Consider the following 23,448-nt stretch of genomic DNA (forward strand, 5'->3'; position numbering starts at 1 on the left):
TGTGAAGGTCGCGGCCGTCTCCGCTGCCGCCGAGCCCGGCGACAGCGGCAGCTCGCAGGCCGTGAAGGCGCAGCTGCGGCTGCGCGAGATGATCCTCGCGGGCGAGCTGCCCGGCGGCGCGCGCATCGCCGAGGTCGCGATCTCCGAGCAGCTCGGCGTGTCGCGCACGCCGGTGCGCACCGCGCTCATGCGGCTCGAACAGGAAGGCCTGCTCGAGGCGCTGCCCAACGGCGGCTATGCGGTGCGCACCTTCTCCGAGCGCGACGTGGCCGACGCCATCGAGCTGCGCGGCACGCTCGAGGGCCTGGTCGCCCGGCTCGCCGCCGAGCGCGGCGCAGCGCCGGTGGTGCTGCGCGAGGCGCGCGCCTGCCTGCAGCGCATCGACGAACTGCTGCGCGAACCTGCGCTCGACGACGCCGCCTTCTCGCGCTACGTGACGCACAACGAGCGCTTCCATGCGCTGCTGTGCGAGATGGCGGGCAGCCCCGTCATCGCGCAGCAATTGGAGCGCGTGATCAACCTGCCTTTCGCATCGCCCTCGGGCTTCGTCGTGGTGCAGGCAAATTCGCCGGCTGCGCGCGACATGCTCGTGGTCGCGCAGGACCAGCACGTGCAGGTGCTCGACGCCATCGAGTCCGGCGAGGGCTCGCGCGCCGAGGCGCTGATGCGCGAGCACAGCCGCATCGCACGGCGCAACCTGCGCGAGGCGCTGCACGGCACGCCCACCGCCGAGCAGCGTCCGCTGCCGGGCGTGCAGCTGATCCGCCGGCGCGGCTGATTTCTCTTCTTTCTTTTTCTCCCCTGGTGTTTCCCGATGAAAAGCGATCTTCAATGGATGAATGCGCAGGTCGTCGCGCTGCGCGACGTGACGCCCACCGTGCGCGAGTTCGAGCTGCGCCCCGACAGCGGATTCGCCGCCGCCCATGAGCCCGGCGCCCACCTCCAGGTTCAGGTGCTGACCGCGCAGGGCAGGGTGCAGACACGCTCCTACTCGCTGGTGGGCGAAGGCGACGGCAGCTGCTGGCGCATCGCAGTCAAGCGCCTGGACGACGGCCGCGGAGGCTCGCTCGCGATGTGGCGGCTCGCGGTGGGCGACCGCCTGCAGGTGAGCGCGCCGCAGAACCACTTTCCGCTCGACCTTTCCGCGCCGGGCTACCTGCTGGTGGCCGGCGGCATCGGCATCACGCCGCTGGTGCTGATGGCGCAGCGCCTGGCCGCGCACGCGAAGCGCACCGGCGCGCCGGTGAAGATGCTCTATGGCGCGCGCAACGCCGACGAGTTCGGCTACCTGCCGCACCTGCGCGAGGCGCTGGGAGACGAGGGCGTCGAAGCGCACGAGGGCGCCGCGCCCATCGACTTCGCCGCGGCCATCGCCGCGCTGCCGCCTGGCGGGCAGCTCTACACGTGCGGCCCGGTGCCGATGCTCGAAGCCCTCAAGCGCGCCTGGCAGGCGGCGGGCCGTCCGATCGCGGACCTGCGCTTCGAGACCTTCGGCAGCAGCGGCCGGCTGGCCACTCAGTCCTTCGAGGTGCGCATTCCGCGGCACGACCTGACCATCACCGTGCCGGCCGACTGCACGCTGCTCGACGCGCTCGACGCGGCGGGCGTGCAGACGCTGTCGGACTGCAGGCGCGGCGAATGCGGCCTGTGCGCCATGGACGTGATCGCGGTCGACGGCGAAGTCGACCACCGCGACGTGTTCCTCAGCGAGCACGAGAAGAAGTCGGCCACGCGCATCTGCGCCTGCGTGTCACGCGCCGTGGGTACGCTCACGCTCGATTCCGCCTACCGCGCTGAGAGCTGACGGCAACCGATGCAAGCGGCCCGTGACGGGTCGAAGACTGCATTGCGCGATGATCGCGCAGTTCATTTGGCAATCGCGCAACAAAGGTCAGCGACTGTGCCCGGCTAGGTGATTGCCTGCTGCGCCGGATGTTGCAAAGTGTTGAAAATAGCGCCGGTTCGCGTTCCGCCCCTCAAAGGAAAATACATGCAAAGACGCCATCTCATCCAGACCGCCGCCCTGTCGGCGCTTGCACTTTCGATGTCGCTGGCCAGTGCCCAGGACAACAAGTTCAAGATCGGCCTGATCCTCCCGATGACGGGCCAGTCGGCCTCCACCGGCCGCCAGATCGAAGCCGCAGCCCGCCTGTACATCGCCCAGAACGGCGACACCGTGGCCGGCAAGAAGGTCGAGCTGATCGTCAAGGACGACACCGGCCTGCCCGACGTGACCAAGCGCCTCGCGCAGGAACTGGTGGTGAACGACAAGGTCAACGTGCTCGCCGGCTTCGGCCTGACGCCCCTGGCCCTCGCGGTGGCGCCCATCGCCACCCAGTCGAAGACGCCGCAGCTGGTGATGGCCGCCGCCACGTCGAGCATCACCGAGGCATCGCCTTACATCATCCGCTCGAGCTTCACGCTGCCGCAGGTGTCGGTGGCCATGGGCGACTGGGCGCCGAAGAACGGCGTGAAGACGGTCGTGACGCTGGTGGCCGACTACGGCCCGGGCAACGACGCGGAGAAGTTCTTCACCGAGCGCTTCCAGCTCAACGGCGGCAAGGTGCTCGACAAGCTGCGCGTGCCGCTGCGCAACCCCGACTTCGCTCCGTTCCTGCAGAAGGTGCGCGACGTGAAGCCCGATGCGCTCTTCGTCTTCGTGCCCTCGGGCGCAGGCGCCGCGGTGATGAAGCAGTTCCTGGAGCGCGGCATGGACAAGGCCGGCATCAAGATGATCGCGACCGGCGACGTGACCGACGACGACCAGCTCAACGACATGGGCGACGGCGCGCTGGGCGTGGTCACCTCGCACCATTACTCGACGGCGCATCCTTCGGCACTGAACAAGAAGTTCGTCGAGGCCTTCGAGAAGGCCAACCCCAAGATGCGCCCCAATTTCATGGCCGTGGGCGGTTACGACGGCATGCGCATCATCTACGAGGCGCTCAAGGCCACCAAGGGCCAGGGCGGCGGCGAGGCGCTGCTGGGCGCCATGAAGGGCCAGGTCTTCGAGAGCCCGCGCGGCCAGGTGCTGATCGATGCGCAGACCCGCGACATCGTGCAGGACGTGTACCTGCGCAAGGTCGAGAAGAAGGACGGGCAGCTCTACAACGTCGAGTTCGACGTGATCAAGGGCGTCAAGGACCCCGGCAAAGCAAAATAAAGGCTCGCCCCCAGGCTGCGCGCACTTCGTGTCGCTTCGCCAACCACCTACCGGGGGAAACACCGCAGGCCCGTCAAAGCCGGGTCCTGGGTGTTTCCCGAAGGCGTCGCGCCGTGCGGCAAGCTGCTGAGTCGCTCATATGTTGACCATTCTTTTCGACGGCATCGCCTACGGCATGCTGCTGTTCGTGCTCGCCGTCGGGCTGGCCGTGACTCTGGGGCTGATGAACTTCATCAACCTCGCGCACGGCGCCTTCGCCATGGCGGGCGGCTATCTCACCGTGTTCGCCATGCAGAAGCTGGGCGTGCCGTTCCTGGCGTGCCTGCCGCTCGCGTTCATCGTCGTCGCGCTGGCCGGCGCGCTGCTGGAGCGAACCCTCTACCGGCCGATGTACGGCAAGCCGCACCTCGACCAGGTGCTCTTCTCCATCGGCCTTGCCTTCATGGCGGTGGCGGCGGTCGACTATTTCGTGGGCTCCTCGCAGCAGAACGTGCAGCTGCCCGAATGGCTGCGCGGCCGCACCGAGATCGGCGACGGTGCGCTGCTGCTGGGCATGGGGCACTACCGGCTCTTCATCATCGGCGTGTGCGCGGTGCTCACGGTGGTGCTGCAGCTGATCCTGTCGAAGACGCGCTTCGGTAGCCGGCTGCGTGCAGCGGTCGATGATCCGCGCGTGGCGGCGGGGCTGGGCATCAACGTGAACGTGGTGTTCCTGCTGACCTTCGCAGTGGGCTCGGGGCTCGCGGGCCTCGGCGGCGCGCTGGGCGCGGAGATCCTGGGGCTCGATCCGACCTTCCCGCTCAAGTACATGATCTATTTCCTGATCGTGGTGTCCGTCGGTGGCACTTCGTCGATCACCGGGCCGCTCGCGGCGGCGCTGCTGCTGGGCATCGCCGACGTGGCGGGCAAGTACTTCATTCCGAAGATGGGCGCGTTCACCGTCTACCTGCTGATGATCCTGATCCTGATGTGGCGCCCGCAGGGCCTCTTTACGCGCAAGGGAGGCAGATAAATGAGTCTCCCCCCAGTCTTCGCGCACTTCGTGTCGCTTCGCCAACCCCCCTGCGGGGGGCAGCACCAGCGGGCCGGCAAAGCCGGTTCCGCGGTGTTCCACGCATGGATCGGAGGCTGAAATGACCGATCTCAACTCTGTTGCGAATTTCCAGTCGGCCCTGCTGCGCAAGGCGCGCTGGCGCCCGCTCGAATTCGTCGTCTGGGCGGCGGCCTTCGCGCTGCCGCTGGTGATGCCCTCGCACTCGCTGCTGGTCAACGAGATCGCCATCGTCGCGCTGTTCGCGATGTCGCTCGACCTGATCCTGGGCTACACCGGCATCGTGTCGCTGGGCCACGCCGCCTTCTTCGGCTTCGGCGCGTATGCGGCGGCGCTGTTCGCCAAGCTGGTGATGCCCGACCCGATCGTCGGCCTCTTGTTCGCGACGGTGCTGTCCGCGCTGCTGGGCATGGTGGCGAGCGTGACGATCCTGCGCGGCAGCGACCTCACGCGGCTGATGGTGACGCTGGGCACGGCGCTGCTGCTGCTCGAACTCGCCAACAAGCTCGACTGGCTCACCGGCGGCGCTGACGGCCTGCAGGGCGTGGTCATGGGGCCGGTGCTCGGCATGTTCGAGTTCGACCTCTTCGGCCGCACGGCGGCCTGGTACTCGCTGGCGGTGATGCTGGTGCTGTTCCTGCTGATGCGCCGCCTCGTGCATTCGCCCTTCGGCGCCACGCTGAAGGCCATCCGCGACAACCGGCTGCGCGCCATGGCCATCGGCATCCCGGTGGTGTCGCGGCTGGTGGTGATCTACACCGTGGCGGCGGGCATCGCCGGTGCTGCGGGTGCGCTGCTGGCGCAGACCACCGGCTTCGCCTCGCTCGACGTGCTGGCCTTCGACCGCTCGGCCGACGTGCTTCTGATGCTGGTCATCGGCGGGGTGGGCTGGCTCTATGGCGGCGTGGCGGGCGCCATCGTCTTCAAGTTGCTGCAGACCTGGCTGTCGGCCGTGACGCCGCAGTACTGGATGTTCTGGATCGGCCTGATCCTGGTGCTGCTGGTGCTTGTCGGGCGCGACCGGCTGCTCAAGCCCTGGACCTGGATCGGCGCAGGCGGCAAGAAGGGCGGTGCGGCATGAGCGACACCGTGCTTTCCACCCACGGCCTGGTGATGCGCTTCGGCGGCATCACGGCCACCAACAACGTGTCGATGGAGCTCAGGCGCGGCGCGCGCCATGCGCTCATCGGCCCCAACGGCGCGGGCAAGACCACGCTGATCAACCAGCTCACCGGCGTGCTCACGCCCACCGAGGGCCGCATCACGCTGATGGGCGAGGACATCACCCGGCTCGCGCCCCACAAGCGCGTGGCGCGCGGGCTGGTGCGCACCTTCCAGATCAACCAGCTGTTCGATTCCATGACGCCGCTCGAGACGCTGGCGCTGGTGGTGTCGCAGCACCAGGGCGCGGGCGCGCAATGGTGGAAGCCGCTGGGTTCGAGCAAGGCCATCGCCGAGCGCGCGGCTCAGCTGCTGGAGCAGTTCCACCTGAGTGACGTGGCGCAGCAGCAGGTGAAGCACCTGGCCTACGGCAAGCGCCGGCTGCTCGAGATCGCGATCGCGCTGGCCTGCGAGCCGCGCGTGCTGCTGCTCGACGAGCCGGTGGCGGGCGTGCCCGCGGGAGAGCGCGAGGAGCTGCTGCAGACCGTGGCCGCGCTGCCGGCCGACGTGTCGGTGCTGCTGATTGAGCACGACATGGACCTGGTGTTCAGCTTCGCCGACCGGATGACCGTGCTGGTCAACGGCACCCTGCTGACCGAGGGCGACCCCGAGACCATCGCCAACGATCCGAAGGTGAAAGAGGTCTATCTGGGCCATGGAGAGGCTGCCCATGTCTGAGCTGCTGAGAATAGAGAACCTGAGCGCCGGCTACGGCGAGGCCGTGGTGCTGCACGACGTGGCCTTCACGCTCGGCGAGGGCCAGACGCTGGCGCTGCTGGGCCGCAACGGCACGGGCAAGACCACGCTGATCAACACGCTCGCCGGCGCGACGCGCCAGCACGGCGGCAGCATCTCGCTGGGCGGGCAGGCACTGCACAAGATCGCGCCGCACCTGCGCGCGGCGGCCGGCATCGGCTGGGTGCCGCAGGAGCGCAACATCTTCAAGTCGCTCACCGTGCACGAGAACCTCACGGCGGTGGAGCGGCCCGGCAAGTGGAACCCGCAGCGCGTCTACGAGATGTTCCCGCGCCTTGCCGAGCGCAAGACCAACCTCGGCACGCAGCTCTCGGGCGGCGAGCAGCAGATGCTGGCCGTGGGCCGCGCACTGGTGCTCAACCCCAGGCTGCTGCTGCTCGACGAGCCGCTCGAAGGCCTGGCGCCCATCATCGTGGAAGAGCTGCTGCGCGCCATCCGCCGCATCACGCAGGACGAGGGCCTGGCCGCGATCATCGTGGAGCAGCACCCGCAGGCGATCCTCGCGATCTCCGACGAGGCGGTGGTGCTCGACCACGGCACCATCGTGCACACCGACAGCGCGGCTTCGCTGCGCTCCCAGCCGCAGGTGCTCGACCGGCTGCTGGGCGTGGCGCGGTAATCGGGAGCCTTTCCTTCAGATCGCGCAGCCGTCGGGGCCGCAGGCCGGCGCCGGCGCGTCCGCTGCAGCCGGGGCCGGCTTCGAGGCTTCGGCCACGGCGGCTAGCTGCTTCTTCCATTCCTCCGCACGGCCGAGCCATGGGCCGATGTCGACGCGGCCGGCGCTGCCGTCGGGCTGCACGAGCACGAAGGTCGGAAAGCCCTGGCCGCCCGCGCGTTGCAGGAACTGGCGGCTCTCGGCGATGTGGCGCGAAGTGGCTTCGCCCGACTGGCGCTCGAAGGCCGATGTGAAGGCCTGCGCCTCGAAGCCGAGTTCGGAGGCGATGGCCTTCAGCACCTGCACGTCGGCGATGCGGCGGCCGTCGACGTAGTGCGCACGCTGCAGGCTGTGGATCATGTCCAGCCCGCCACCGGGGCGCAGCGACTCGGCAGCGAGGACGGCGGTGGTCGGCGGTTCGGAATCCATCACCGCGCCGGTGTCGCGCAGCAGTCCCTCGAAGTAGCGTTCGCCGAAGGGCTGGCCGGTCATCTCGGCGATGCGGTGGTCGTGCGGCATCACGTAGTCGCGCCACTGCGGCGTGATCGAGCGGCGGTTCGCGCCGGTCATCATGCCGCCGCCGTGGAACTCGACCTTCAGGCCCGGCACTTCGCGCGCCGCTTCGACCAGCGGCGCGGCGGCGTAGCACCAGCCGCACAGCGGATCGAAGATGTAGTGCAGCGTGGCGTCTGCGTGTCGGGCGTCGTTCATTGCGGCCATTTCATTTCTCCTTTGATCACCTTCGCGCCGAGTTCCAGCGAGGAAACGTCTTGCAGCGTCGGGTAGCGCTTCTTCATCGCGGCGATGAGCGCGGTCGAATCCTTGGCCTTGGCGGCTTCGGCCTCGAAGGCCCTGAGGTAGTCGCGCGTGAACTTCACCGACGCGAGCGAGTAGGGCGCGCTGCCGTTCGCGTTGGGCAGGTAGTGGCCGGGCACCACGGTCTTCGGATGCAGCGCCTCGATGCGGCCCAGCGTCTTGATCCAGTCGCGGCGCGACTCGGGCGTCTGCGTGTCGGCCACCCACACATGGATGTTGGCCGACACCGGGATGCCGCCAACCACCGCCTTCAGCGAGGGAATCCACGCGAAGCTGCGCTCGGGCGTGGGGCCGTCGAGGCCGACGACCTGGATCTTGCGGCCCTCGAGCTCGATGCTGTCGCCGGCCAGCGGCTGCGGCACCACCAGCGCCCTGGGCGCGTTGTCCTTCAGGATCGGGCCCCAGTGCGCGAGCTTGCCGTCCTTGGAGGCCTGGATGGCGGCCACGGTCTGCGGCGTGGCGACGATCTTCGCGTCGGGGAAGGCGGCCTGGATCACGTCGAGGCCGAAGTAGTAGTCGGGGTCGCTGTGGCTGATGTAGACCGTGGTGAGCTTCTTGCCCGTGGCCTTGATCTTCTGCACCAGCGCCTCGGCGTCGTTGCGCTGGAACTGGGCGTCGATCAGCACCGCGTCGGCCTGGCCGGTGACGATCTCCGAGGAGACCGGGAACATCGACTTCGCGCCGGGGTTGTAGACGTCGAGCCTGAGCGGTTGCGCGGCCTGCGCGGTCAGCGGTGCGACGAGGCTGGAACCGATGGCGAGAGCGGAGGCGAGGAGGGTTCTGCGGAGCATGGCGGCGTTCTTTCCGTGCGTGATTCGATTCGGGATGGATGCGTGACAGCGCTGAATGCCTCGAATGTTAGGTTGCGCGAATCGAAACAAAAACCCGAGGACCGACAACGGATAGTTTCTGGATTCGATCGAATCAGTCCGTGGCCCGCCGCTGCAGATGTGCCACCAGCAGCTGCGCCGAGGGCGACAGCTCCGTGTCGCCCCGGAAGCAGATCGCGAAGCGCCGCCGCGCCCAGGCGTCCGTCAGCGGCATCAGCCGCAGCCCGAAGGCTTCTGCGAAAGGCCGCGCCACCTCCGCCGGCACCACGCTGATCGCCAGCCCTGCGCGCACCACCCGCAAGGCGGCGTCGAAGTTGGACACCAGCACCCGGTACACCAGCGGCTTGCCGGCCACCGCCGCCTCCCGCGCGAGCATCAGCTGCACGGCGCTCAGCGCCGGCATGCCGACGAATTCGTGGCTCAGCACCTGCTCGAAGCGCACGCTCTCGCGCTGCGCCACCGGATGCGAGGGATGGGCCACCACGGCGAGGTGGTCGCAGCGGTAGTCGCGCCGCTCCAGGCCTTCGAGGTCGGCCGCGTCCCAGCACAGGCCGATGGAGGCGCTGCCCTCGCGGATGCCGCGCACGATCTCGGGGCTCACGCGCTCTTCCATGTCGACGCGGATGTTGCGGTGCGCCGGGTCCTGCAGGAAGTCGGCCACGTCCTCCGCCAGCGACTCGGCCATGACCGAGGCCGAGGCCAGGATTCGCACATGCCCGCGCACGCCGCCGGCATAGGCGGCCATGTCGCGCTCGATGCGGTTCACGCTGCCGAGCATCGCGCGGGCGTGCTCCAGCAGCGTCTCTCCGGCCGGGGTGGGCACCACGCCCCGGCGCTTGCGCAGCAGAAGCGGCGTGCCCACGGTTTCCTCCAGCTGGGCCAGCCGCTTGCTGATGGCCGAGCCGACGATGCTGGCCTGCTCGCCGGCGCGCGCGATGCTGCGCGTCTCGCAGACGGCGACGAAGAGGCGAAGGGTGGTGAGGTCGAGGTCTCGCATGGTGTTCCGTTTTGGAATCGGATGGCTTCCAAAATATACCTTCTGAGTCGAATCGGAACTCCTACCATCGATGCCATAGCCAGCATCACCACGGAGACAAGACTTGATTCACGCCTTCCTGCCGCCGCGCGCGGTCGTCCGCGAAGTGGGCCTGCGCGACGGCCTCCAGAGCATTGCGCGCGTGCTCTCCACCGACCACAAGCTCGAATGGATCCGCGGCGCCCACGCCGCCGGCCAGCGCGAGATCGAGGTCGGCTCCTTCGTGCCGGCGCGGCTGCTGCCGCAGTTGGCCGACACCGCCGAGCTTCTGGCCTATGCGAAGACGCTGCCCGGCCTCTTCGCCTCGGTGCTGGTGCCCAATCTCAAGGGCGCAGAGCGCGCCATCGATGGCGGGGCCGACCTGATGGTGGTGCCGCTGTCGGCCAGCCATGCGCACAGCCTGGCCAACCTGCGCAAGACGCCCGACGAGGTGGTGGCCGAGGTCGGCCGCATCCGTGCGGCACGCGATGCCGCGGGCTCGAAGACGCTGATCGACGGCGGCGTGGGCACGGCCTTCGGCTGCACGCTGCAGGGCCACGTCGATCCCGAGGAGGTGCTGCGGCTGATGCAGGCGCTGCTCGATGCCGGCGCCGACCGCGTGAGCCTCGCCGACACCGTGGGCTACGCCGATCCGGCGATGGTGCGCAGCCTGTTCGAGCGAGCCCTGCGCATCGCGGGCGACCGGCTGTGGTGCGGCCACTTCCACGACACGCGCGGCATGGGGCTCGCGAACGTCTACGCCGCGCTCGAAGTCGGCATCACCCGCTTCGACGCCTGCCTCGCTGGCATCGGCGGCTGCCCGCACGCGCCCGGCGCCAGCGGCAACGTCGACACGGAAGACCTGGTCTTCATGCTCGAGAGCATGGGCGTCGCCACCGGCGTCGACCTGCCCAGGCTGCTCGACCTGCGCGGGCGCGTGGCCGGCTGGCTCGAAGGCGAGACGCTGCAGGGCACCGTCTGGCGGGCGGGTTTTCCGAAGACTTTCACGGCCACGGAAGGCGTCGCGGCATGAGCACGAGCGATACGCAAGCCAGGCGCCTGCCGCTCGCCGGCATCCGCGTGGTCGAGTTCACGCACATGGTCATGGGGCCGACCTGCGGCATGGTGCTGGCCGACCTGGGCGCGGAAGTGATCAAGGTCGAGCCCATCGACGGCGACCGCACGCGGCACCTGCTGGGCGCGGGCGCGGGCTTCTTCCCGATGTTCAACCGCAACAAGAAGAGCATCGCGCTCGACTTGCGCAATCCCCAGGGGCTGGAAGCAGCGCTGCGGCTGTGCGTGAGCGCCGACGTGGTGGCGCAGAACTTCAAGCCCGGCACCATGGACAAGTACGGGCTTGGCTACGCCGCGCTGGGCAAGCTCAACCCCCGCCTCGTGTACGTGGATCACGCGGGCTTCCTGCCCGGCCCCTACGAGCACCGCACCGCGCTCGACGAGGTGGTGCAGATGATGGGCGGCCTCGCCTACATGACCGGGCGCCCGGGCGATCCGCTGCGCGCGGGCACCAGCGTGAACGACATCATGGGCGGCATGTTCGGCGCCATCGGCGCGATCGCCGCGCTGATGCAGCGCATGCAGACCGGCAAGGGGCAGGAGGTGAAGTCCGCGCTGTTCGAGAACAACGTGTTCCTCGTCGGGCAGCACATGCTGCAGTACGCCATCACCGGCCAGGCGGCCGCGCCGATGCCCGAGCGCATCTCGGCCTGGGCGCTGTACGACGTGTTCACAGTGAAGGACGGCGAGCAGATCTTCCTGGCCGCGGTGAGCGACGCGCAGTGGAAGACCTTCTGCGACGCACTCGGCTTCGACGACCTGAAGGCCGACCCGGCGCTGGCCACCAACAACGACCGCGTGCGCATGCGCCCCACGCTGCTGGCCGACCTGCGCCAGCGCCTCGCGCAGCGCCCGGCGGCGGAGCTGTCGGCGATCTTCGAGGCGAAGGGCCTGCCGTTCGCGCCGATCACGCGGCCCGAGGACCTCTACGCCGATCCGCATCTCAAGGCCACGGGCGGCCTCGCCGACATCCGCCTGCCCGACGGCGAACGCGCCGGAGAGATCGCGCAGACCACGCTCTTTCCGATCACGCTGGACGGCGAGCGGCTGGGCGTGCGGCTGCATCCGCCCACGCTGGGCGAACACACCCGCGAGCTGCTGGCGGAACTGGGCTATGCACCCGAGCAGGTCGATGCGATGCGAGCCGAATCGGCGGTGGCCTGAACGAGGCGCCTCCCCAACCATAAAGAAGAGAGACAAGACCATGACGACGAACGACACGCCTTCCCTGAAGACTTCCCTGAAGATGAACCGCCGCGCGCTGCTCGGCCTCGGCGCCAGCGCCGCTGCGATGGCCGCATGCCCAGCGCTCGCGCAGGGCTCGGACAAGCCCATTCGCCTGATCCTGCCGATCAGCGCCGGCTCGGGCGTGGACACCATCGCGCGCGCCGCAGCGCCCGCGCTGGGCAAGGCCTTCGGCCAGCCGGTGGTGATCGACAACCTGCCAGGCGCGGGCGGCATCACCGGCGCGGCGGCCATCGTCAAGGCGGCGCCGGACGGGCTCACGCTGGGCATGGTGTCGAACAACCACGTCATCAACCCGGCGGTGTTCAGGAAGATGCCCTTCGACGCGATCAACGACATCACGCCGATCAGCGTGGTGGGTGCGACGCCGCTGGTGCTGCTGGCCAACCCGAAGCTGCCGGCGAGGAACGTGCCCGAGCTGGTCGCGCTGCTTCGCGCGAAGCCGGGCGCCTACAACTACGCCTCCTCGGGCAACGGCACCATCATCCACCTTGCAGGCGAGATGTTCATGGACGAGGCCGGCGTGAAGGCACGGCACATCCCGTACAAGGGCACCGGGCCGATGATGACCGACATGATCGGAGGGCAGGTCGAGCTGGGCGTGGTGGCGCTGCCGGCGGTGCAGCAGCACATCAGGAGCGGCGCGCTGCGCGCCATCGGCCTGTGCGGCGCCCAGCGATCGCCGGCCGCGCCCGACATTCCCACCATCGCCGAGCAGGGCCTGCCCAACTACGCGGTGGAAGGCTGGTTCGCGGTGATCGGCCCGGCGAAGATGCAGCCGGCGGATGTGCTGCGCGTGCACGACGCGGTGGTCGCCGCGTTCAACAGCGCCGAGGTGCGCGAGGCGATGGACAAGCAGGGCAACGTCGTCAGGCCGACGACATCGGAGCAGGCTGCGAGCTACTTCCGCAGCGAGGCCGCGCGCTATGCGGCGCTGGTGAAGAAGGCGAACGTGACGCTCGAGTAGGGCTCGGGAATGGGGCTCAGGCAGCGCTCGTGAACTTGAGCCCGACGATGCCGGCCACGATCAGCGCGACGCACGCGAGCCGCGCCGCATTGGCCGGCTCGCCGAACAGCACGATGCCCAGCGCCACGGTGCCCACCGCGCCGATGCCTGTCCACACCGCATAGGCCGTGCCCACCGGCAGCGAGCGCATCGCCCAGCCCAGCAGCACCACGCTGAGCACCATCGAGATCGCGGTGCCCACCGACGGCCAGAACCTGGTGAAGCCCTCGGTGTACTTGAGGCCGATGGCCCAGCCCGTCTCCAGCAGGCCTGCGATGAACAACACGATCCACGCCATGTGCGTGCTCCTTTCGCTTCAGTTTTCCGGCCGCACGGCGCGGTAGAGGGCGCGCACGAAATCCGACTGGGTGATCATCCCGGCCAGCCGCTTCTCGTCGTCGATGATGGGAATGTGGTGGTGCCCACCCTCGGAGAAGAGCGGCACCAGGTCGACCACCGGCCGGTCGGCGCTGGCCACGCGCACCTGGCGCGTCATGATCTGGCCCACCACCTCGGGCTTGCTCGACATCACGGTGCGCGTCGCGCGGATCAGGTCGCGCAGCCTGGCCGCGATGCCTTCGTGGTGCTGCAGGTCGAGCTGGCGGAAGAAGTCGGCCTGCGTGACGATGCCCACCACGCGGCGCGTGCGGTCGGTGACGGGCAGGGCCTTGATGCGGCGCTCGTGCATCAGCGCCCAGGCTTCCTGCAGCGGCGTGCCGAACTCCACCGAGACGGGCTGCTTCGACATGATGTCGGCGCAGCTCAGCGTCCCCAGGCGGCGCTTGTACGACTCCAGCTCGGTCTCGCGGATCAGCGATTCGAGATCGTCGCGGCTGATGTCGAGCACCTGGTTGTAGCGCGCCAGCACGGCGTCGATGTCGGCCTGGCTGAAGCGCGCATCCGGGCCCGGCGGGCGCGCCGCCACCTGCACGTGCGGATAGCGCCGCCCGGTCAGCGTGTTGTAGACCACGCCCGCCAGCACCAGCAGCAGCGAGTTGGTGAAGAAGGGGAAGAGCGCCGACGAGAAATGCGTGGTGTGCGTCAGCACCGCAAGCAGCGCCGCGGCGCCGCCGGGCGGGTGCAGGCAGCGCGCGCTGAACATCAGGCCGATGGCGCCCGCCACGGCGACGGCGGCGGCGAGCTCGGGGCTCGGAATCCAGTTGGCCGCCGCGATGCCCACCACCGCCGACAGCGTGTTGCCGCCGATCACCGGCCAGGGCTGCGCCAGCGGACTCGCCGGCACCGCGAACACCAGCACCGCGCTCGCGCCCAGCGGCGCGATCAGCCAGACCGATGCATGCAGGGGGCCGGCCAGCCAGTGCGACAGCAGTGCGGCGAGCAGCAGGCCGATGCCCGCGCCCACGACGGCGCGCAGCCGCTCGCGCGCATCGACGGTGGTGCGGCCCGGCAGCCAGGCCCGCGCGTGGGTGAGGAGGGCCTCGAGGCGCATGCTCGCCCTCAGCCCTCGTGCGCCACCTTCCGCCCGATGTCGGGCCAGCGCCCGTGCAGCCACACCCAGGCGACGAGGCCGATCCCCAGCATGCCCATGGAGGTCAGCGCCAGCGCGAGCGTGGAATGCATCACCAGCGGCGCCACCGCGCCGGCCACGATGCCGTTGGCGGTGGAGCCGATCACCGCCTGCAGCGACGAGGCCATGCCGCGGCGCTCGGGGTGCAGGTCGAGCACCAGCAGCGTGACCACCGGCACCATCAGCGCCCATCCGAAGGCGAACACCGCCAGCGGCCACAGCGCCCAGGCCACGTGCGCCTGGAAGAAGGTGTTGGCCACCACGTTGACCACCGAGGTGGCCAGCATGATGACGAAGCCGTCGCGGATCTGCCGCTTGGGCGCCACCTTGCCGGCCATGCGCCCGCTGGCGCGCGCGCCGAGCATGATGCCCCCGATGGTCAGCAGGAAGAACCAGAAGAACTGCTGCGGCTGCAGCGCGAGGTGGTCGCCCAGGAAGGCCGGCGCGGCCAGCACGTAGAGAAACATGCCGTTGAAGGGCACGCCGCTGGCGAAGGCCAGCAGCAGAAAGCGCGGGTCGGAGCACAGGCTCCAGTAGCCGCGCATCAGGTGCCGCACCTGGAAGGGCTGGCGGTGGTCCTTGTGCAGCGTCTCGGGCAGCAGCTTGTAGTTGGCCGCGAACAGCACCACGCCCACCGCCACCAGGAACCAGAACACCGCGTGCCAGCCCGCATGCACGAAGAGGAAGCCGCCCACGATGGGCGCGATGGCCGGCGCGACGCCGAAGTAGATCGTGACCTGGCTCATCACCCGCTGCGCCTCGGCCGGCGGGAACATGTCGCGGATCACCGCGCGCGAGACCACGATGCCCGCGCCGGTCGACAGGCCCTGCAGCCCGCGGAACAGCACCAGCTGCGTGATGTTCTGCGAGAGCGCGCAGCCCAGCGAGGCCAGCGTGAACACCGCCAGGCCCCAAAGCACCACGGGGCGGCGGCCGAAACTGTCGGACAGCGCACCGTGGAACAGGTTCATGAACGCGAAGCCGAAGAGGTAGGCCGAGAGCGTCTGCTGCATCTCGGCCGGCGTCGCGCCGATGGAGCGCGCGATGCCCGAGAAGGCCGGTATGTAGGTGTCGATGGAGAAGGGCCCGAGCATGCCCAGCACGGCCAGCAGCACGGCAAGCGCCCAGCGCGGGGCCTGCCAGAGTTTGTCTGCGTCGGGATTCATGGTCAGGGTTGCTCCATTGTTCTTATTGCATGTACCGCAGGTACTGCGAGTACCAAAAAAGAAAGCGCCCTTGCGGGCGCCTCCTCGTCGGGGAAATACCGGGAGACCGGATCAGAGCGTATCAATAAAGCTGCGCAGCTTGTCCGAACGCGACGGATGCTTGAGCTTGCGCAGGGCCTTCGCCTCGATCTGGCGGATGCGCTCGCGGGTCACGTCGAACTGCTTGCCGACTTCTTCCAGCGTGTGGTCCGTGCTCATCTCGATGCCGAAGCGCATGCGCAGCACCTTGGCTTCGCGCGGCGTGAGCGAGTCGAGGATGTCCTTGACCACGTCGCGCAGGCCGGCCTGCATCGCGGCCTCGATCGGGGCCGTGTTGCTGCTGTCCTCGATGAAGTCGCCCAGGTGCGAATCGTCGTCGTCGCCGATGGGGGTTTCCATCGAGATCGGCTCCTTCGCGATCTTCATGATCTTGCGGATCTTGTCTTCCGGAATCTCCATCTTCGCGGCCAGGATGCCGGCGTCGGGCTCGAAGCCGAACTCCTGCAGATGCTGGCGCGAGATGCGGTTCATCTTGTTGATCGTCTCGATCATGTGCACCGGGATGCGGATGGTGCGCGCCTGGTCGGCGATCGAGCGGGTGATGGCCTGGCGGATCCACCACGTTGCATACGTCGAGAATTTGTAGCCGCGACGGTATTCGAACTTGTCGACCGCCTTCATCAGGCCGATGTTGCCTTCCTGGATCAGGTCCAGGAACTGCAGGCCGCGGTTCGTGTACTTCTTGGCGATGGAGATCACGAGGCGCAGGTTGGCCTCGATCATTTCCTTCTTGGCATCGCGCGAGGACGATTCGCCCTCGTTCATGCGCTTGTTGATGTCCTTCAGCTCGGCCAGCGGCACCACCACGCGCGACTGGATGTCGGCGAGCTTCTGCTGCAGTTCCTGGACCGGCGGGATGTTGCGCGCGAGCACGGCGCTCCAGGGCTTGCCGGCTGCGGCCTGCTTCTCGACCCACTTCAGGTTCAGCAGGTTGGAGGCGACGCGGTTGCCGTTCTTGTCGTAGCCGCTGAAGTCGCGGATGAACTCGTCCTGCGGGAAGCCGCACTTGTCCACGATGATGCGGCGCAGTTCGCGTTCCTTCTTGCGCACGTCGTCCACCTGCGTGCGCACCAGGTCGCACAGCTTCTCGATGGTGCGGGCGGTGAAGCGGATGGTCATCAGCTCGTCCGACAGGGCCTGCTGGGCCTTGGCGTAGGCGGGGGTGCCGTAGCCTTCCTTGTCGTAGATCTTGTGGACCTTCTCGAACAGCTCGGCGATGCGGTCGAAGCGCGAGAGGGCCTCGTTCTTGAGCTCTTCCAGCTTCTTGGTCAGGGCCTTGGAGCCGCCCTTGCCGTCGTCGTCGTCTTCCTCGTCGAACTCGTCGAAGTCTTCCTCGGCCACGTAGTCGTCGGCCTCGTTGGGGTTGGAGAAACCGTCGACGATGGTCGAGATGACGACCTTGCCTTCACGGATCTCGCCGGCCAGGCGCAGGATCTCGGCGATGGTGGCGGGGGACGCCGAGATGGCCTCCATCATGGCCATCAGGCCGCCTTCGATGCGCTTGGCGATCTCGATTTCGCCTTCGCGCGTCAGCAGCTCGACCGTGCCCATTTCGCGCATGTACATGCGCACCGGGTCGGTGGTGCGGCCGAATTCGCTGTCCACCGTGGAGAGCGCGGCTTCGGCTTCTTCCTCGGCTTCTTCCACCGTGGTGGCGGTGGGCGCGGTGTTGTTCAGCAGCAGCGTCTCGGCGTCGGGCGTCTGCTCGTACACGGCCACGCCCATGTCGTTGAGCATGGTGACCACGACTTCCATGGTCTCGGCGTCGACCAGCTTGTCGGGCAGGTGGTCGGAGATTTCGCCGTGCGTGAGGTAGCCGCGGGTCTTGCCCAGCGTGATCAGGGTCTTCAGGCGCGAGCGGCGCTTCGCCAGGTCTTCCTCGGAGAGCACGGTCTCGTCGAGGCCGAATTCCTTCATCAAGGCGCGTTCCTTCGCCTTGCTGATCTTCATGCGAAGCGGCTTGACCTTCTCTTCGGTCGCCGCAACCGCGGGTTCGTCACCCGCCAGGTCGTCCTCGATGTCCGACAGGTCGACGTCGCTCTCGGGGGCTTCCTTGTCGGCCTTGGGCTTGCGGCCGCGCTTGGCACCGGTGGTGGACGAGGCGGCGCCGGCGGCCTTGGGCGGGCGGCCGACCTTCTTGGCGGCCGGAGCGGCTGCCTTCTTGGGATCGTCGAGGGAGGTCGATTTCGTGGGCACGGTTTTCACTTTCGTAGCGGCGGCCGATTTGGATGCGGCGGCGGCCGTCTTGGTTGCCGGTTTCGCGCCGGCTTTCAACGGTTTTTCTGCTGCGGGCTTGGTGGCGACGCTTTTTGCGAGTGAAGGAGCAGGCTTCTTTGAACTGGGCATACGACCTCGTTACGACAAGAAAAGACAAGCGGAATCACAGATGCACCGTCGCACGGACGGCGCCACCGAGCCCGTGCACAGGCACGGACTGGAAACAAATGGGAAAGAGGAAGTGATTCCTCAACAGGCAAGATGTCGGGCGAACATTTGGTGTGCAGTCCTTGCGGTTATTGGCCCTTTCCGCCGGAATCTACCGTTGGAGTGCATTGCGCTGGGGGCCGGCCCGGAGGTGCTGCTGTCGCTCTTGCCTAATTTCGCCAGTTGCGAAGCCCTACATTATAGCGTGTTGCGCAAATTTCAAGCAGTTTCTGAACCCGACGAGCGCAATCTGGCACGCAATTCGAGTCGCCTCGCCTGGATGGCCCTGAAACGCTCCGGCGCATCCGGATCCTTCCCGAAAGCAGCAATTGCCTCGCTTTCCTGCTTTTTCAAGAGTTCCTCGAGCATGAAGTCGAGCACGCTGGCCAATTCGCGTGCCGCGTCGGCCAGGTGCTGCGCTTCCTCGCCCTCGGGAACGGGCGCGGCTTCGGCGACGGACATCAGCCGCTCGGCCAGCGGCTCGAATTCGAGCCCGCGCAGGCCTTCGCGCAGCGCTGCCCAGGGCTGCACGCCGTGTTCGTGCAGCTGGCTGTCGAGCCAGGTGAAGAGGGCGCCGTGCTGGCCCGGCAGGTCGCACAGCATCACATGGAGCTCGTGCGACAGCGCTTCCCACTGGGTCATGTTCGACAGCAGCAGCCGCACCGCCACGTCGGGACGGCTCGGCGGTGCGCCGCGCCCGCGCAGGGGCTCGATCGGCTCCTCGAACCTGCCGCCCCAGCGCTTGCCGCCCTTGCCCGTGAACTTGCGCTGCTGAAACCTGGGCTTGCTATCGCTTTCATAGCGCGCAGGCTCGTAGTCCTGCGGCGGGGGCATGTCGGGGTAGTAGTCGTCTCCGCCCGCGTCGCCATAGCCCGGGGGCTCGTCGTGGCGCCGCTGCTGCGCCGGAGCGCCGCCCGCCTTGCGCGGACCGGGCGTGGATGCCCAAAGCTCCGAAAGCGCGGATGCGTCGAGCTGAACCAGCGTCGCGATCTCTCCCAGCAGCTGCCGCTTGAGTGCGCCGTCAGGCATGGCGCTCCAGAGCGGGCGCACATTGCTCGTCATGTGGGCGCGTCCCTCGGCGGTGGTCAGGTCGCAGCCTTCGCGGGCGGCCTCGATCATGAAGCGCGACAGCGGCGTGGCCTCGTTCACGAAGCGGGCGAAAGCCTCGGCGCCGTGCTCGCGGATGAAGCTGTCGGGGTCGTGCTCCGCCGGCAGGAACAGGAACTTGATGCTGCGCACGTCGGTGGCATAGGGCAGGGCGCCGTCGAGCGCCTTGCGCGCGGCACGGCGCCCGGCGGCGTCGCCGTCGAAGCTGAAGACCACCGACTCTGTGAAGCGGAAGAGCTTCTGCACGTGGTCGGCCGTGCAGGCCGTGCCCAGCGTGGCCACCGCGTTCGGAAAGCCGAGCTGCGCCAGCGCCACCACGTCCATGTAGCCCTCGGTGACCAGCGCGTAGCCCTTGTCGCGGAAGGCCGCGCGGGCTTCGTAGAGGCCGTAGAGCTCGCGGCCCTTGCTGAACACCGGCGTCTCGGGCGAGTTGAGGTACTTGGGCTTCTCGTCGCCCAGCACCCGGCCGCCGAAGCCGATGCATTCGCCCTTCACGTTGCGGATCGGGAACATCACGCGGTCGCGGAAGCGGTCGTAGCGCTTGGTTTCTTCCTCGCTGAGCTTGCCTTCCTCGTTGTTGACGATCACGAGGCCGGCCTCGGCGAGCAGCGGATCGTCATAGTCGGGGAACACGCTGGCCAGCGTGCGCCAGCCCGCCGGCGCATAGCCGATGCCGAACTGCTTGGCGATCTCGCCGGAGACGCCCCGGCCCTTCAGGTACTCGATGGCGCCGGGGGCCTTGCGCAGGTGCTTGCGGTAGGCCTCGCCGGCCTTCTCGAGCACGTCGGTCAGGGTGGCCTGCTTCTGGCGCTGGCTGGCGGCGCGGGCGCGCTCGGCGGGTGAGACGTCGTCCTCGGGCACCTGCAGGCCGTACTGGCCGGCCAGGTCGTGGACCGCCTCCACGAAGCCCATGCCCGCATGCTCCATCAGGAAGCCGATCGCGTTGCCATGGGCCCCGCAGCCGAAGCAGTGATAGAACTGCTTGGTCGGACTGACGGAGAAGGAGGGCGATTTCTCGCCGTGGAAGGGGCACAGCCCCATGAAGTTGGCGCCGGCCTTCTTGAGCTGCACGTAGCGGCCGACGATCTCCACCACATCGGCTCGCGCGATGAGTTCCTGGATGAATGAAGCGGGGATGGTCATGTAGGCGAAGAGCGGCAAATCATACGCAAGCGGCCGAAGCCGCACGGTCGGACGGCATACTGAATGGCGACCGGAATCCACGCATGACGACGCCCAATCCCCTGCAACACGCCGCGCCGCTGCTGCGCCACCCCTTGCGATTCGCCTGGGAAGCCCTCAAGGAGTTCCGCGCCAACCAGGGCCTGCTGCTCGCCGGCGCGGTGGCGTACTACGCGCTGCTTTCCATCGTGCCGCTGCTGATCGTGAGCGTGATCGCGCTGTCGCACGTCATCGAGCAGGCCGAGCTGCTGCGCACCATCGGGCGGTATCTCGAATGGCTGCTGCCGGGCCAGTCGAAGGCGATCGTGGCGGAGCTGTCGAGCTTTCTCGACCACCGCGACGTGCTGGGGCCGGTGCTGCTGGTGACGATGATCTTCTTCAGCTCGCTGGCCTTCAGCGTGCTCGAAAGCGCGATGGCGGTGATCTTTCACCACCGAAAGGCCGACCACAAGCGGCACTTCCTGGTGTCGGTGGCCATGCCCTACATCTACATCGTCTGCCTCTGCGTGGGGCTGCTGCTGGTCACGCTGGTGTCGGGCGCGCTGCAGCTGGTGGGCCAGGAAAGCGTCGACCTGCTGGGGCGCAGCTGGTCGCTGTCGGGCGTCTCGGGGCTGCTGCTTTATCTGCTGGGCCTGGGCGGCGAGATCTTCATGCTGACCTCGCTCTACCTCGTGATGCCGGCCGGGCGCATGTCGCTGCGGCACGCGCTGCTGGGCGGCGTGACGGCCGCGCTGCTGTGGGAGGCCACGCGGCGGGTGCTGATCTGGTACTTCTCGACGCTCTCGCAGGTGAACGTGGTCTATGGCTCGCTCACCACCGCCATCGTGGTGCTGCTGAGCCTGGAGATCGCCGCCACGCTGGTGCTGCTGGGGGCCCAGGTGATTGCGCAGTACGAGCGCCTGGACCGCACCGGCACCACCGGGGTGCCGGAATCCGGAAGGCTCAGCGGGGAGCCAGTCGAATCGCTCCGTCCAGGCGGATCACCTCGCCGTTGAGCATGTCGTTCTCGATGATGTGCTTGGCGAGCTTGGCGTAGTCCTCGGGCGTGCCCAGGCGCGAAGGGAAGGGCACGCTGGCGGCCAGCGCGTCCTGCACTTCCTGCGGCATGCCGAAGAGCATGGGCGTGCCGAAGATGCCGGGGGCGATGGTCATGTTGCGGATGCCGCTGCGCGCGAGGTCGCGTGCGATCGGCAGGGTCATGCCGACCACGCCGCCCTTGGAGGCGCTGTAGGCGGCCTGGCCGATCTGGCCGTCGTAGGCAGCCACGGAAGCGGTCGAGATCAGCACGCCGCGCTCGCCGGTGGCTTCGGGCTCGTTCCTGCCCATGGCGTCGGAGGCGAGCCGGATCATGTTGAAGCTGCCGATCAGGTTGACCGTGACGGTCTTGCTGAAGGTGGCCAGCGCGTGCGGGCCGTTCTTGCCCACGGTCTTCTCGGCCGGGGCGATGCCGGCACAGTTGACCAGGCCGACCAGCTTGCCGAGCTTGAGGGCGGCTGCCACGGCGGCCTGGCCGTCGGCTTCCTGGCTCACGTCGCACTTGACGAACACGCCGCCGATCTCCTTGGCGACGGCTTCGCCCTTTTCAGCCTGCATGTCGGCGATCACCACCTTGCCGCCGTTGGCGGCCAGCATGCGCGCCGTACCCTCGCCGAGGCCCGAGGCGCCACCGGTCACGATAAAAACCTTGCCGTCGATCTGCATAAAAGTCTCCTGAGATGAGCCTTTCATTATCGAAGACGCCAAGCACAGGCCAGGAACACCGCGGAACCGGCCCCCGCCGGGCCGCAACAGGCATAAAAAAAGGCCTCATCCGAGGATGAGGCCCTGAATTGGATCCGTGAGGACCCAAGGAGACAACTGGTGGTGGTCGGTCGCTTGATTGCTTAGCGCTTGCGCGAAGCGGTGGCGGTCTTGGCGGCGGCGACGGCCTGGCTCGACACGGCGTTGAAGTTGGCTTCGGCGACGTCCGAGGCTTGCTTGACGGCCTTCTGGACCGATTCGAAAGCGTTGTTGGCGGCGGCCACGGCGCTCTTCAGGACGGCAACGGCGGTTTCCGAACCGGCGGGAGCGTTCTTGGAAGCGCTGTCGACCAGACCGACGAAGGCTTGCTGGGCTTCGGTCGCCTTGGCTTCGAAGGCCTTGGTGAACTCGGCGCCGGTGCCTTGGGCGATGTCATACAGGTGACGGCTGTAGGCGGCGGTCTTCTCGGCCAGGGGCTGGAACAGGCTGGCTTGCAGCGTCAGCAGTTCTTGCGCGTCCTTCACGCTCAGGGCGGCCTGGGCGGTGTTCTGGGCTTCGGCCAGGGCTGCCTTCGAGGCGGTCACGTTCAGTTCGACGAGCTTCTCGACGCCTTCGAAAGCCTTGGTGGTCAGGCCGAAGAGGGTTTCGAGGTTTGCTTTTTGAGCGGCGAGGATTTGGTCAGCGGTCAGGGCCATTTGGGATCTCCAGAAGGGATGATTGAGTGGTCGGTTCACTTTGCGCTGTCTCGCCGTCAATGTTGCGGTGCAGCATGGCCTCAAGTATAGGCAGCTGGTTCCCGCGATCAAGTGGTTTTTGCTGCCATGCAGCAATTTAGAAGGGGGCTTCTAAATCCGGCCTCGGCGGTGTTCCCGGTGCTCTCGCGGGAGGTCGCGAAGGTTCCGCCTTCCCGTGCAGGCCGCTGGCAGAATGCCGCGCGATGAGCGCCCCGACCACCAAACCCACCCCCCATGCGCGCAGCGGCTACCGCGCATTCCGCAGCATCCCGACGCGCTGGGCCGACAACGACATGTACGGCCACGTCAACAACGTCGTCTACTACAGCTGGTTCGACACGGCGGTGAATGCCCTGCTGATCGAGCGGGGCGCCCTCGACATCCACGATGGCCAGACCATCGGCTTCGTGGTGGAGACCCAGTGCAACTACTTCGCGCCTGTCGCCTTCCCCCAGACGGTGGAAGCGGGTGTGCGGGTCGCCCAGGCGGGCCGCTCGAGCGTGCGCTACGAGATCGCCCTGTTCGCCGAAGGCTCCGACACCGCCGCGGCGCAGGGCCACTTCGTGCACGTCTATGTGGACCGCGCCACGCAGCGCCCGGTGCCGCTGCCCGAGGCCTTGCAGCGGGTGGTCGACTCGCTCAAGGCCTGACGCCCTTCGGGCCGAATCCCCCTGAGAAAAAAGAAAGACGGCGCCC

21 protein-coding genes and 1 pseudogene are annotated in these 23,448 nt (G+C 68.0%); 12 read left to right on the top strand and 10 right to left on the bottom strand.

The window, feature by feature from the left end:
• Position 1 precedes the first annotated feature (1 nt).
• The 7 genes from ACTJLF_RS18630 to ACTJLF_RS18660 all read left to right on the top strand — a co-directional run bounded on the left by ACTJLF_RS18630 (position 2) and on the right by ACTJLF_RS18660 (position 6,750).
• Complete coding sequence (locus ACTJLF_RS18630) at positions 2 to 778, top strand: GntR family transcriptional regulator (protein ID WP_020723182.1); 777 nt, start codon at positions 2 to 4, stop codon at positions 776 to 778.
• A gap of 36 nt (positions 779 to 814) precedes the next feature.
• Positions 815 to 1,804, top strand: coding sequence for a PDR/VanB family oxidoreductase (locus ACTJLF_RS18635; RefSeq protein ID WP_132751701.1), 990 nt, complete (start codon positions 815 to 817; stop codon positions 1,802 to 1,804).
• 186 nt (positions 1,805 to 1,990) lie between these two features.
• A complete protein-coding gene (locus tag ACTJLF_RS18640; protein WP_132751700.1) occupies positions 1,991 to 3,163 on the top strand; it encodes an ABC transporter substrate-binding protein in 1,173 nt (390 codons plus the stop codon).
• A 139-nt stretch (positions 3,164 to 3,302) separates the two neighbouring features.
• Positions 3,303 to 4,175 (top strand): branched-chain amino acid ABC transporter permease, encoded by an 873-nt coding sequence (locus tag ACTJLF_RS18645; protein WP_019655845.1) that lies wholly within the window; start codon positions 3,303 to 3,305, stop codon positions 4,173 to 4,175.
• A 121-nt stretch (positions 4,176 to 4,296) separates the two neighbouring features.
• Complete coding sequence (locus tag ACTJLF_RS18650) at positions 4,297 to 5,295, top strand: branched-chain amino acid ABC transporter permease (RefSeq protein WP_132751699.1); 999 nt, start codon at positions 4,297 to 4,299, stop codon at positions 5,293 to 5,295.
• Positions 5,292 to 6,053, top strand: a complete 762-nt coding sequence (locus ACTJLF_RS18655; protein ID WP_132751698.1) for an ABC transporter ATP-binding protein — start codon at positions 5,292 to 5,294, stop codon at positions 6,051 to 6,053. Before ACTJLF_RS18650 ends, ACTJLF_RS18655 begins: the two co-directional genes overlap by 4 nt.
• Positions 6,046 to 6,750: an ABC transporter ATP-binding protein gene (locus ACTJLF_RS18660; protein ID WP_019655848.1), complete on the top strand. Its 705-nt coding sequence runs from the start codon at positions 6,046 to 6,048 to the stop codon at positions 6,748 to 6,750. The genes ACTJLF_RS18655 and ACTJLF_RS18660 overlap by 8 nt, the downstream gene beginning before the upstream one ends.
• A gap of 15 nt (positions 6,751 to 6,765) precedes the next feature.
• On the opposite strand, the gene ACTJLF_RS18665 is transcribed toward ACTJLF_RS18660, so the two are convergent.
• From ACTJLF_RS18665 to ACTJLF_RS18675, 3 genes and pseudogenes are all read right to left on the bottom strand, one after another.
• Positions 6,766 to 7,506: a DsbA family protein gene (locus tag ACTJLF_RS18665; RefSeq protein ID WP_440883672.1), complete on the bottom strand. Its 741-nt coding sequence runs from the start codon at positions 7,504 to 7,506 to the stop codon at positions 6,766 to 6,768.
• Positions 7,500 to 8,393 (bottom strand): annotated as a pseudogene (locus tag ACTJLF_RS18670) (MBL fold metallo-hydrolase); the annotation flags it as partial. The gene ACTJLF_RS18665 and the pseudogene ACTJLF_RS18670, both read right to left, overlap by 7 nt.
• Before the next feature lie 133 nt (positions 8,394 to 8,526).
• Positions 8,527 to 9,429 (bottom strand): LysR family transcriptional regulator, encoded by a 903-nt coding sequence (locus ACTJLF_RS18675; RefSeq protein WP_126185000.1) that lies wholly within the window; start codon positions 9,427 to 9,429, stop codon positions 8,527 to 8,529.
• A 103-nt stretch (positions 9,430 to 9,532) separates the two neighbouring features.
• Here ACTJLF_RS18675 and ACTJLF_RS18680 point away from each other — a divergent pair, with 103 nt between their 5' ends.
• From ACTJLF_RS18680 to ACTJLF_RS18690, 3 genes are read left to right on the top strand one after another with little or no spacing between them, the layout of a single operon-like run.
• Complete coding sequence (locus ACTJLF_RS18680) at positions 9,533 to 10,480, top strand: hydroxymethylglutaryl-CoA lyase (RefSeq protein ID WP_132751694.1); 948 nt, start codon at positions 9,533 to 9,535, stop codon at positions 10,478 to 10,480.
• Positions 10,477 to 11,685: a CaiB/BaiF CoA transferase family protein gene (locus ACTJLF_RS18685; RefSeq protein WP_145758920.1), complete on the top strand. Its 1,209-nt coding sequence runs from the start codon at positions 10,477 to 10,479 to the stop codon at positions 11,683 to 11,685. The genes ACTJLF_RS18680 and ACTJLF_RS18685 overlap by 4 nt, the downstream gene beginning before the upstream one ends.
• 40 nt (positions 11,686 to 11,725) lie before the next feature.
• Entirely contained in the window at positions 11,726 to 12,733 is a 1,008-nt protein-coding gene (locus ACTJLF_RS18690; protein WP_440883673.1) for a tripartite tricarboxylate transporter substrate binding protein, read from the top strand.
• 16 nt (positions 12,734 to 12,749) lie between these two features.
• On the opposite strand, the gene sugE is transcribed toward ACTJLF_RS18690, so the two are convergent.
• From sugE to dnaG, 5 genes are all read right to left on the bottom strand, one after another.
• Positions 12,750 to 13,070 carry a quaternary ammonium compound efflux SMR transporter SugE gene (gene sugE / locus ACTJLF_RS18695; protein ID WP_440883674.1) on the bottom strand — a complete coding sequence of 107 codons (321 nt, stop codon included), beginning with the start codon at positions 13,068 to 13,070 and terminating at the stop codon, positions 12,750 to 12,752.
• 18 nt (positions 13,071 to 13,088) lie between these two features.
• Positions 13,089 to 14,222 (bottom strand): HPP family protein, encoded by a 1,134-nt coding sequence (locus tag ACTJLF_RS18700; RefSeq protein ID WP_132751690.1) that lies wholly within the window; start codon positions 14,220 to 14,222, stop codon positions 13,089 to 13,091.
• A gap of 8 nt (positions 14,223 to 14,230) precedes the next feature.
• A complete protein-coding gene (locus ACTJLF_RS18705; protein WP_019655857.1) occupies positions 14,231 to 15,466 on the bottom strand; it encodes a multidrug effflux MFS transporter in 1,236 nt (411 codons plus the stop codon).
• A 111-nt stretch (positions 15,467 to 15,577) separates the two neighbouring features.
• Positions 15,578 to 17,911 (bottom strand): RNA polymerase sigma factor RpoD, encoded by a 2,334-nt coding sequence (gene rpoD / locus ACTJLF_RS18710; RefSeq protein WP_019655858.1) that lies wholly within the window; start codon positions 17,909 to 17,911, stop codon positions 15,578 to 15,580.
• 297 nt (positions 17,912 to 18,208) lie between these two features.
• Positions 18,209 to 20,239, bottom strand: a complete 2,031-nt coding sequence (gene dnaG / locus ACTJLF_RS18715) for a DNA primase (RefSeq protein ID WP_440883675.1) — start codon at positions 20,237 to 20,239, stop codon at positions 18,209 to 18,211.
• Between the two features lie 83 nt (positions 20,240 to 20,322).
• Between dnaG and ACTJLF_RS18720 the strand changes: the two genes are divergently transcribed.
• Entirely contained in the window at positions 20,323 to 21,273 is a 951-nt protein-coding gene (locus ACTJLF_RS18720) for a YihY/virulence factor BrkB family protein (RefSeq protein WP_440883676.1), read from the top strand.
• Here ACTJLF_RS18720 and ACTJLF_RS18725 read toward each other — a convergent pair.
• Together ACTJLF_RS18725 and ACTJLF_RS18730 are read right to left on the bottom strand one after the other, a co-directional pair.
• On the bottom strand, positions 21,221 to 21,979 hold the full coding sequence (locus tag ACTJLF_RS18725) for a 3-hydroxyacyl-CoA dehydrogenase (protein ID WP_440883677.1): 759 nt from the start codon (positions 21,977 to 21,979) through the stop codon (positions 21,221 to 21,223). The two genes, ACTJLF_RS18720 and ACTJLF_RS18725, sit on opposite strands and share 53 nt — an antisense overlap.
• A gap of 182 nt (positions 21,980 to 22,161) precedes the next feature.
• Entirely contained in the window at positions 22,162 to 22,713 is a 552-nt protein-coding gene (locus ACTJLF_RS18730) for a phasin family protein (RefSeq protein ID WP_019655862.1), read from the bottom strand.
• A 242-nt stretch (positions 22,714 to 22,955) separates the two neighbouring features.
• Between ACTJLF_RS18730 and ACTJLF_RS18735 the strand changes: the two genes are divergently transcribed.
• Complete coding sequence (locus ACTJLF_RS18735; protein ID WP_126184993.1) at positions 22,956 to 23,402, top strand: acyl-CoA thioesterase; 447 nt, start codon at positions 22,956 to 22,958, stop codon at positions 23,400 to 23,402.
• Positions 23,403 to 23,448: the final 46 nt, after the last annotated feature.

It is taken from the genome of Variovorax sp. 22077, from assembly GCF_052044195.1.
GTDB classification, from domain to species: Bacteria; Pseudomonadota; Gammaproteobacteria; order Burkholderiales; family Burkholderiaceae_C; genus Variovorax; species Variovorax atrisoli.

Bases quoted from the DNA above. Each gene is read 5' to 3' on its own strand.
- ACTJLF_RS18635 (WP_132751701.1), top strand. From the start codon at position 815: ATGAAAAGCGATCTTCAATGGATGAATGCGCAGGTCGTCGCGCTGCGC.
- ACTJLF_RS18640 (WP_132751700.1), top strand. From the start codon at position 1,991: ATGCAAAGACGCCATCTCATCCAGACCGCCGCCCTGTCGGCGCTTGCA.
- ACTJLF_RS18645 (WP_019655845.1), top strand. From the start codon at position 3,303: ATGTTGACCATTCTTTTCGACGGCATCGCCTACGGCATGCTGCTGTTC.
- ACTJLF_RS18650 (WP_132751699.1), top strand. From the start codon at position 4,297: ATGACCGATCTCAACTCTGTTGCGAATTTCCAGTCGGCCCTGCTGCGC.
- ACTJLF_RS18655 (WP_132751698.1), top strand. From the start codon at position 5,292: ATGAGCGACACCGTGCTTTCCACCCACGGCCTGGTGATGCGCTTCGGC.
- ACTJLF_RS18660 (WP_019655848.1), top strand. From the start codon at position 6,046: ATGTCTGAGCTGCTGAGAATAGAGAACCTGAGCGCCGGCTACGGCGAG.
- ACTJLF_RS18665 (WP_440883672.1), bottom strand. From the start codon at position 7,506: ATGGCCGCAATGAACGACGCCCGACACGCAGACGCCACGCTGCACTAC.
- ACTJLF_RS18675 (WP_126185000.1), bottom strand. From the start codon at position 9,429: ATGCGAGACCTCGACCTCACCACCCTTCGCCTCTTCGTCGCCGTCTGC.
- ACTJLF_RS18685 (WP_145758920.1), top strand. From the start codon at position 10,477: ATGAGCACGAGCGATACGCAAGCCAGGCGCCTGCCGCTCGCCGGCATC.
- ACTJLF_RS18690 (WP_440883673.1), top strand. From the start codon at position 11,726: ATGACGACGAACGACACGCCTTCCCTGAAGACTTCCCTGAAGATGAAC.
- sugE (WP_440883674.1), bottom strand. From the start codon at position 13,070: ATGGCGTGGATCGTGTTGTTCATCGCAGGCCTGCTGGAGACGGGCTGG.
- ACTJLF_RS18700 (WP_132751690.1), bottom strand. From the start codon at position 14,222: ATGCGCCTCGAGGCCCTCCTCACCCACGCGCGGGCCTGGCTGCCGGGC.
- ACTJLF_RS18705 (WP_019655857.1), bottom strand. From the start codon at position 15,466: ATGAATCCCGACGCAGACAAACTCTGGCAGGCCCCGCGCTGGGCGCTT.
- rpoD (WP_019655858.1), bottom strand. From the start codon at position 17,911: ATGCCCAGTTCAAAGAAGCCTGCTCCTTCACTCGCAAAAAGCGTCGCC.
- dnaG (WP_440883675.1), bottom strand. From the start codon at position 20,239: ATGACCATCCCCGCTTCATTCATCCAGGAACTCATCGCGCGAGCCGAT.
- ACTJLF_RS18720 (WP_440883676.1), top strand. From the start codon at position 20,323: ATGACGACGCCCAATCCCCTGCAACACGCCGCGCCGCTGCTGCGCCAC.
- ACTJLF_RS18725 (WP_440883677.1), bottom strand. From the start codon at position 21,979: ATGCAGATCGACGGCAAGGTTTTTATCGTGACCGGTGGCGCCTCGGGC.
- ACTJLF_RS18730 (WP_019655862.1), bottom strand. From the start codon at position 22,713: ATGGCCCTGACCGCTGACCAAATCCTCGCCGCTCAAAAAGCAAACCTC.
- ACTJLF_RS18735 (WP_126184993.1), top strand. From the start codon at position 22,956: ATGAGCGCCCCGACCACCAAACCCACCCCCCATGCGCGCAGCGGCTAC.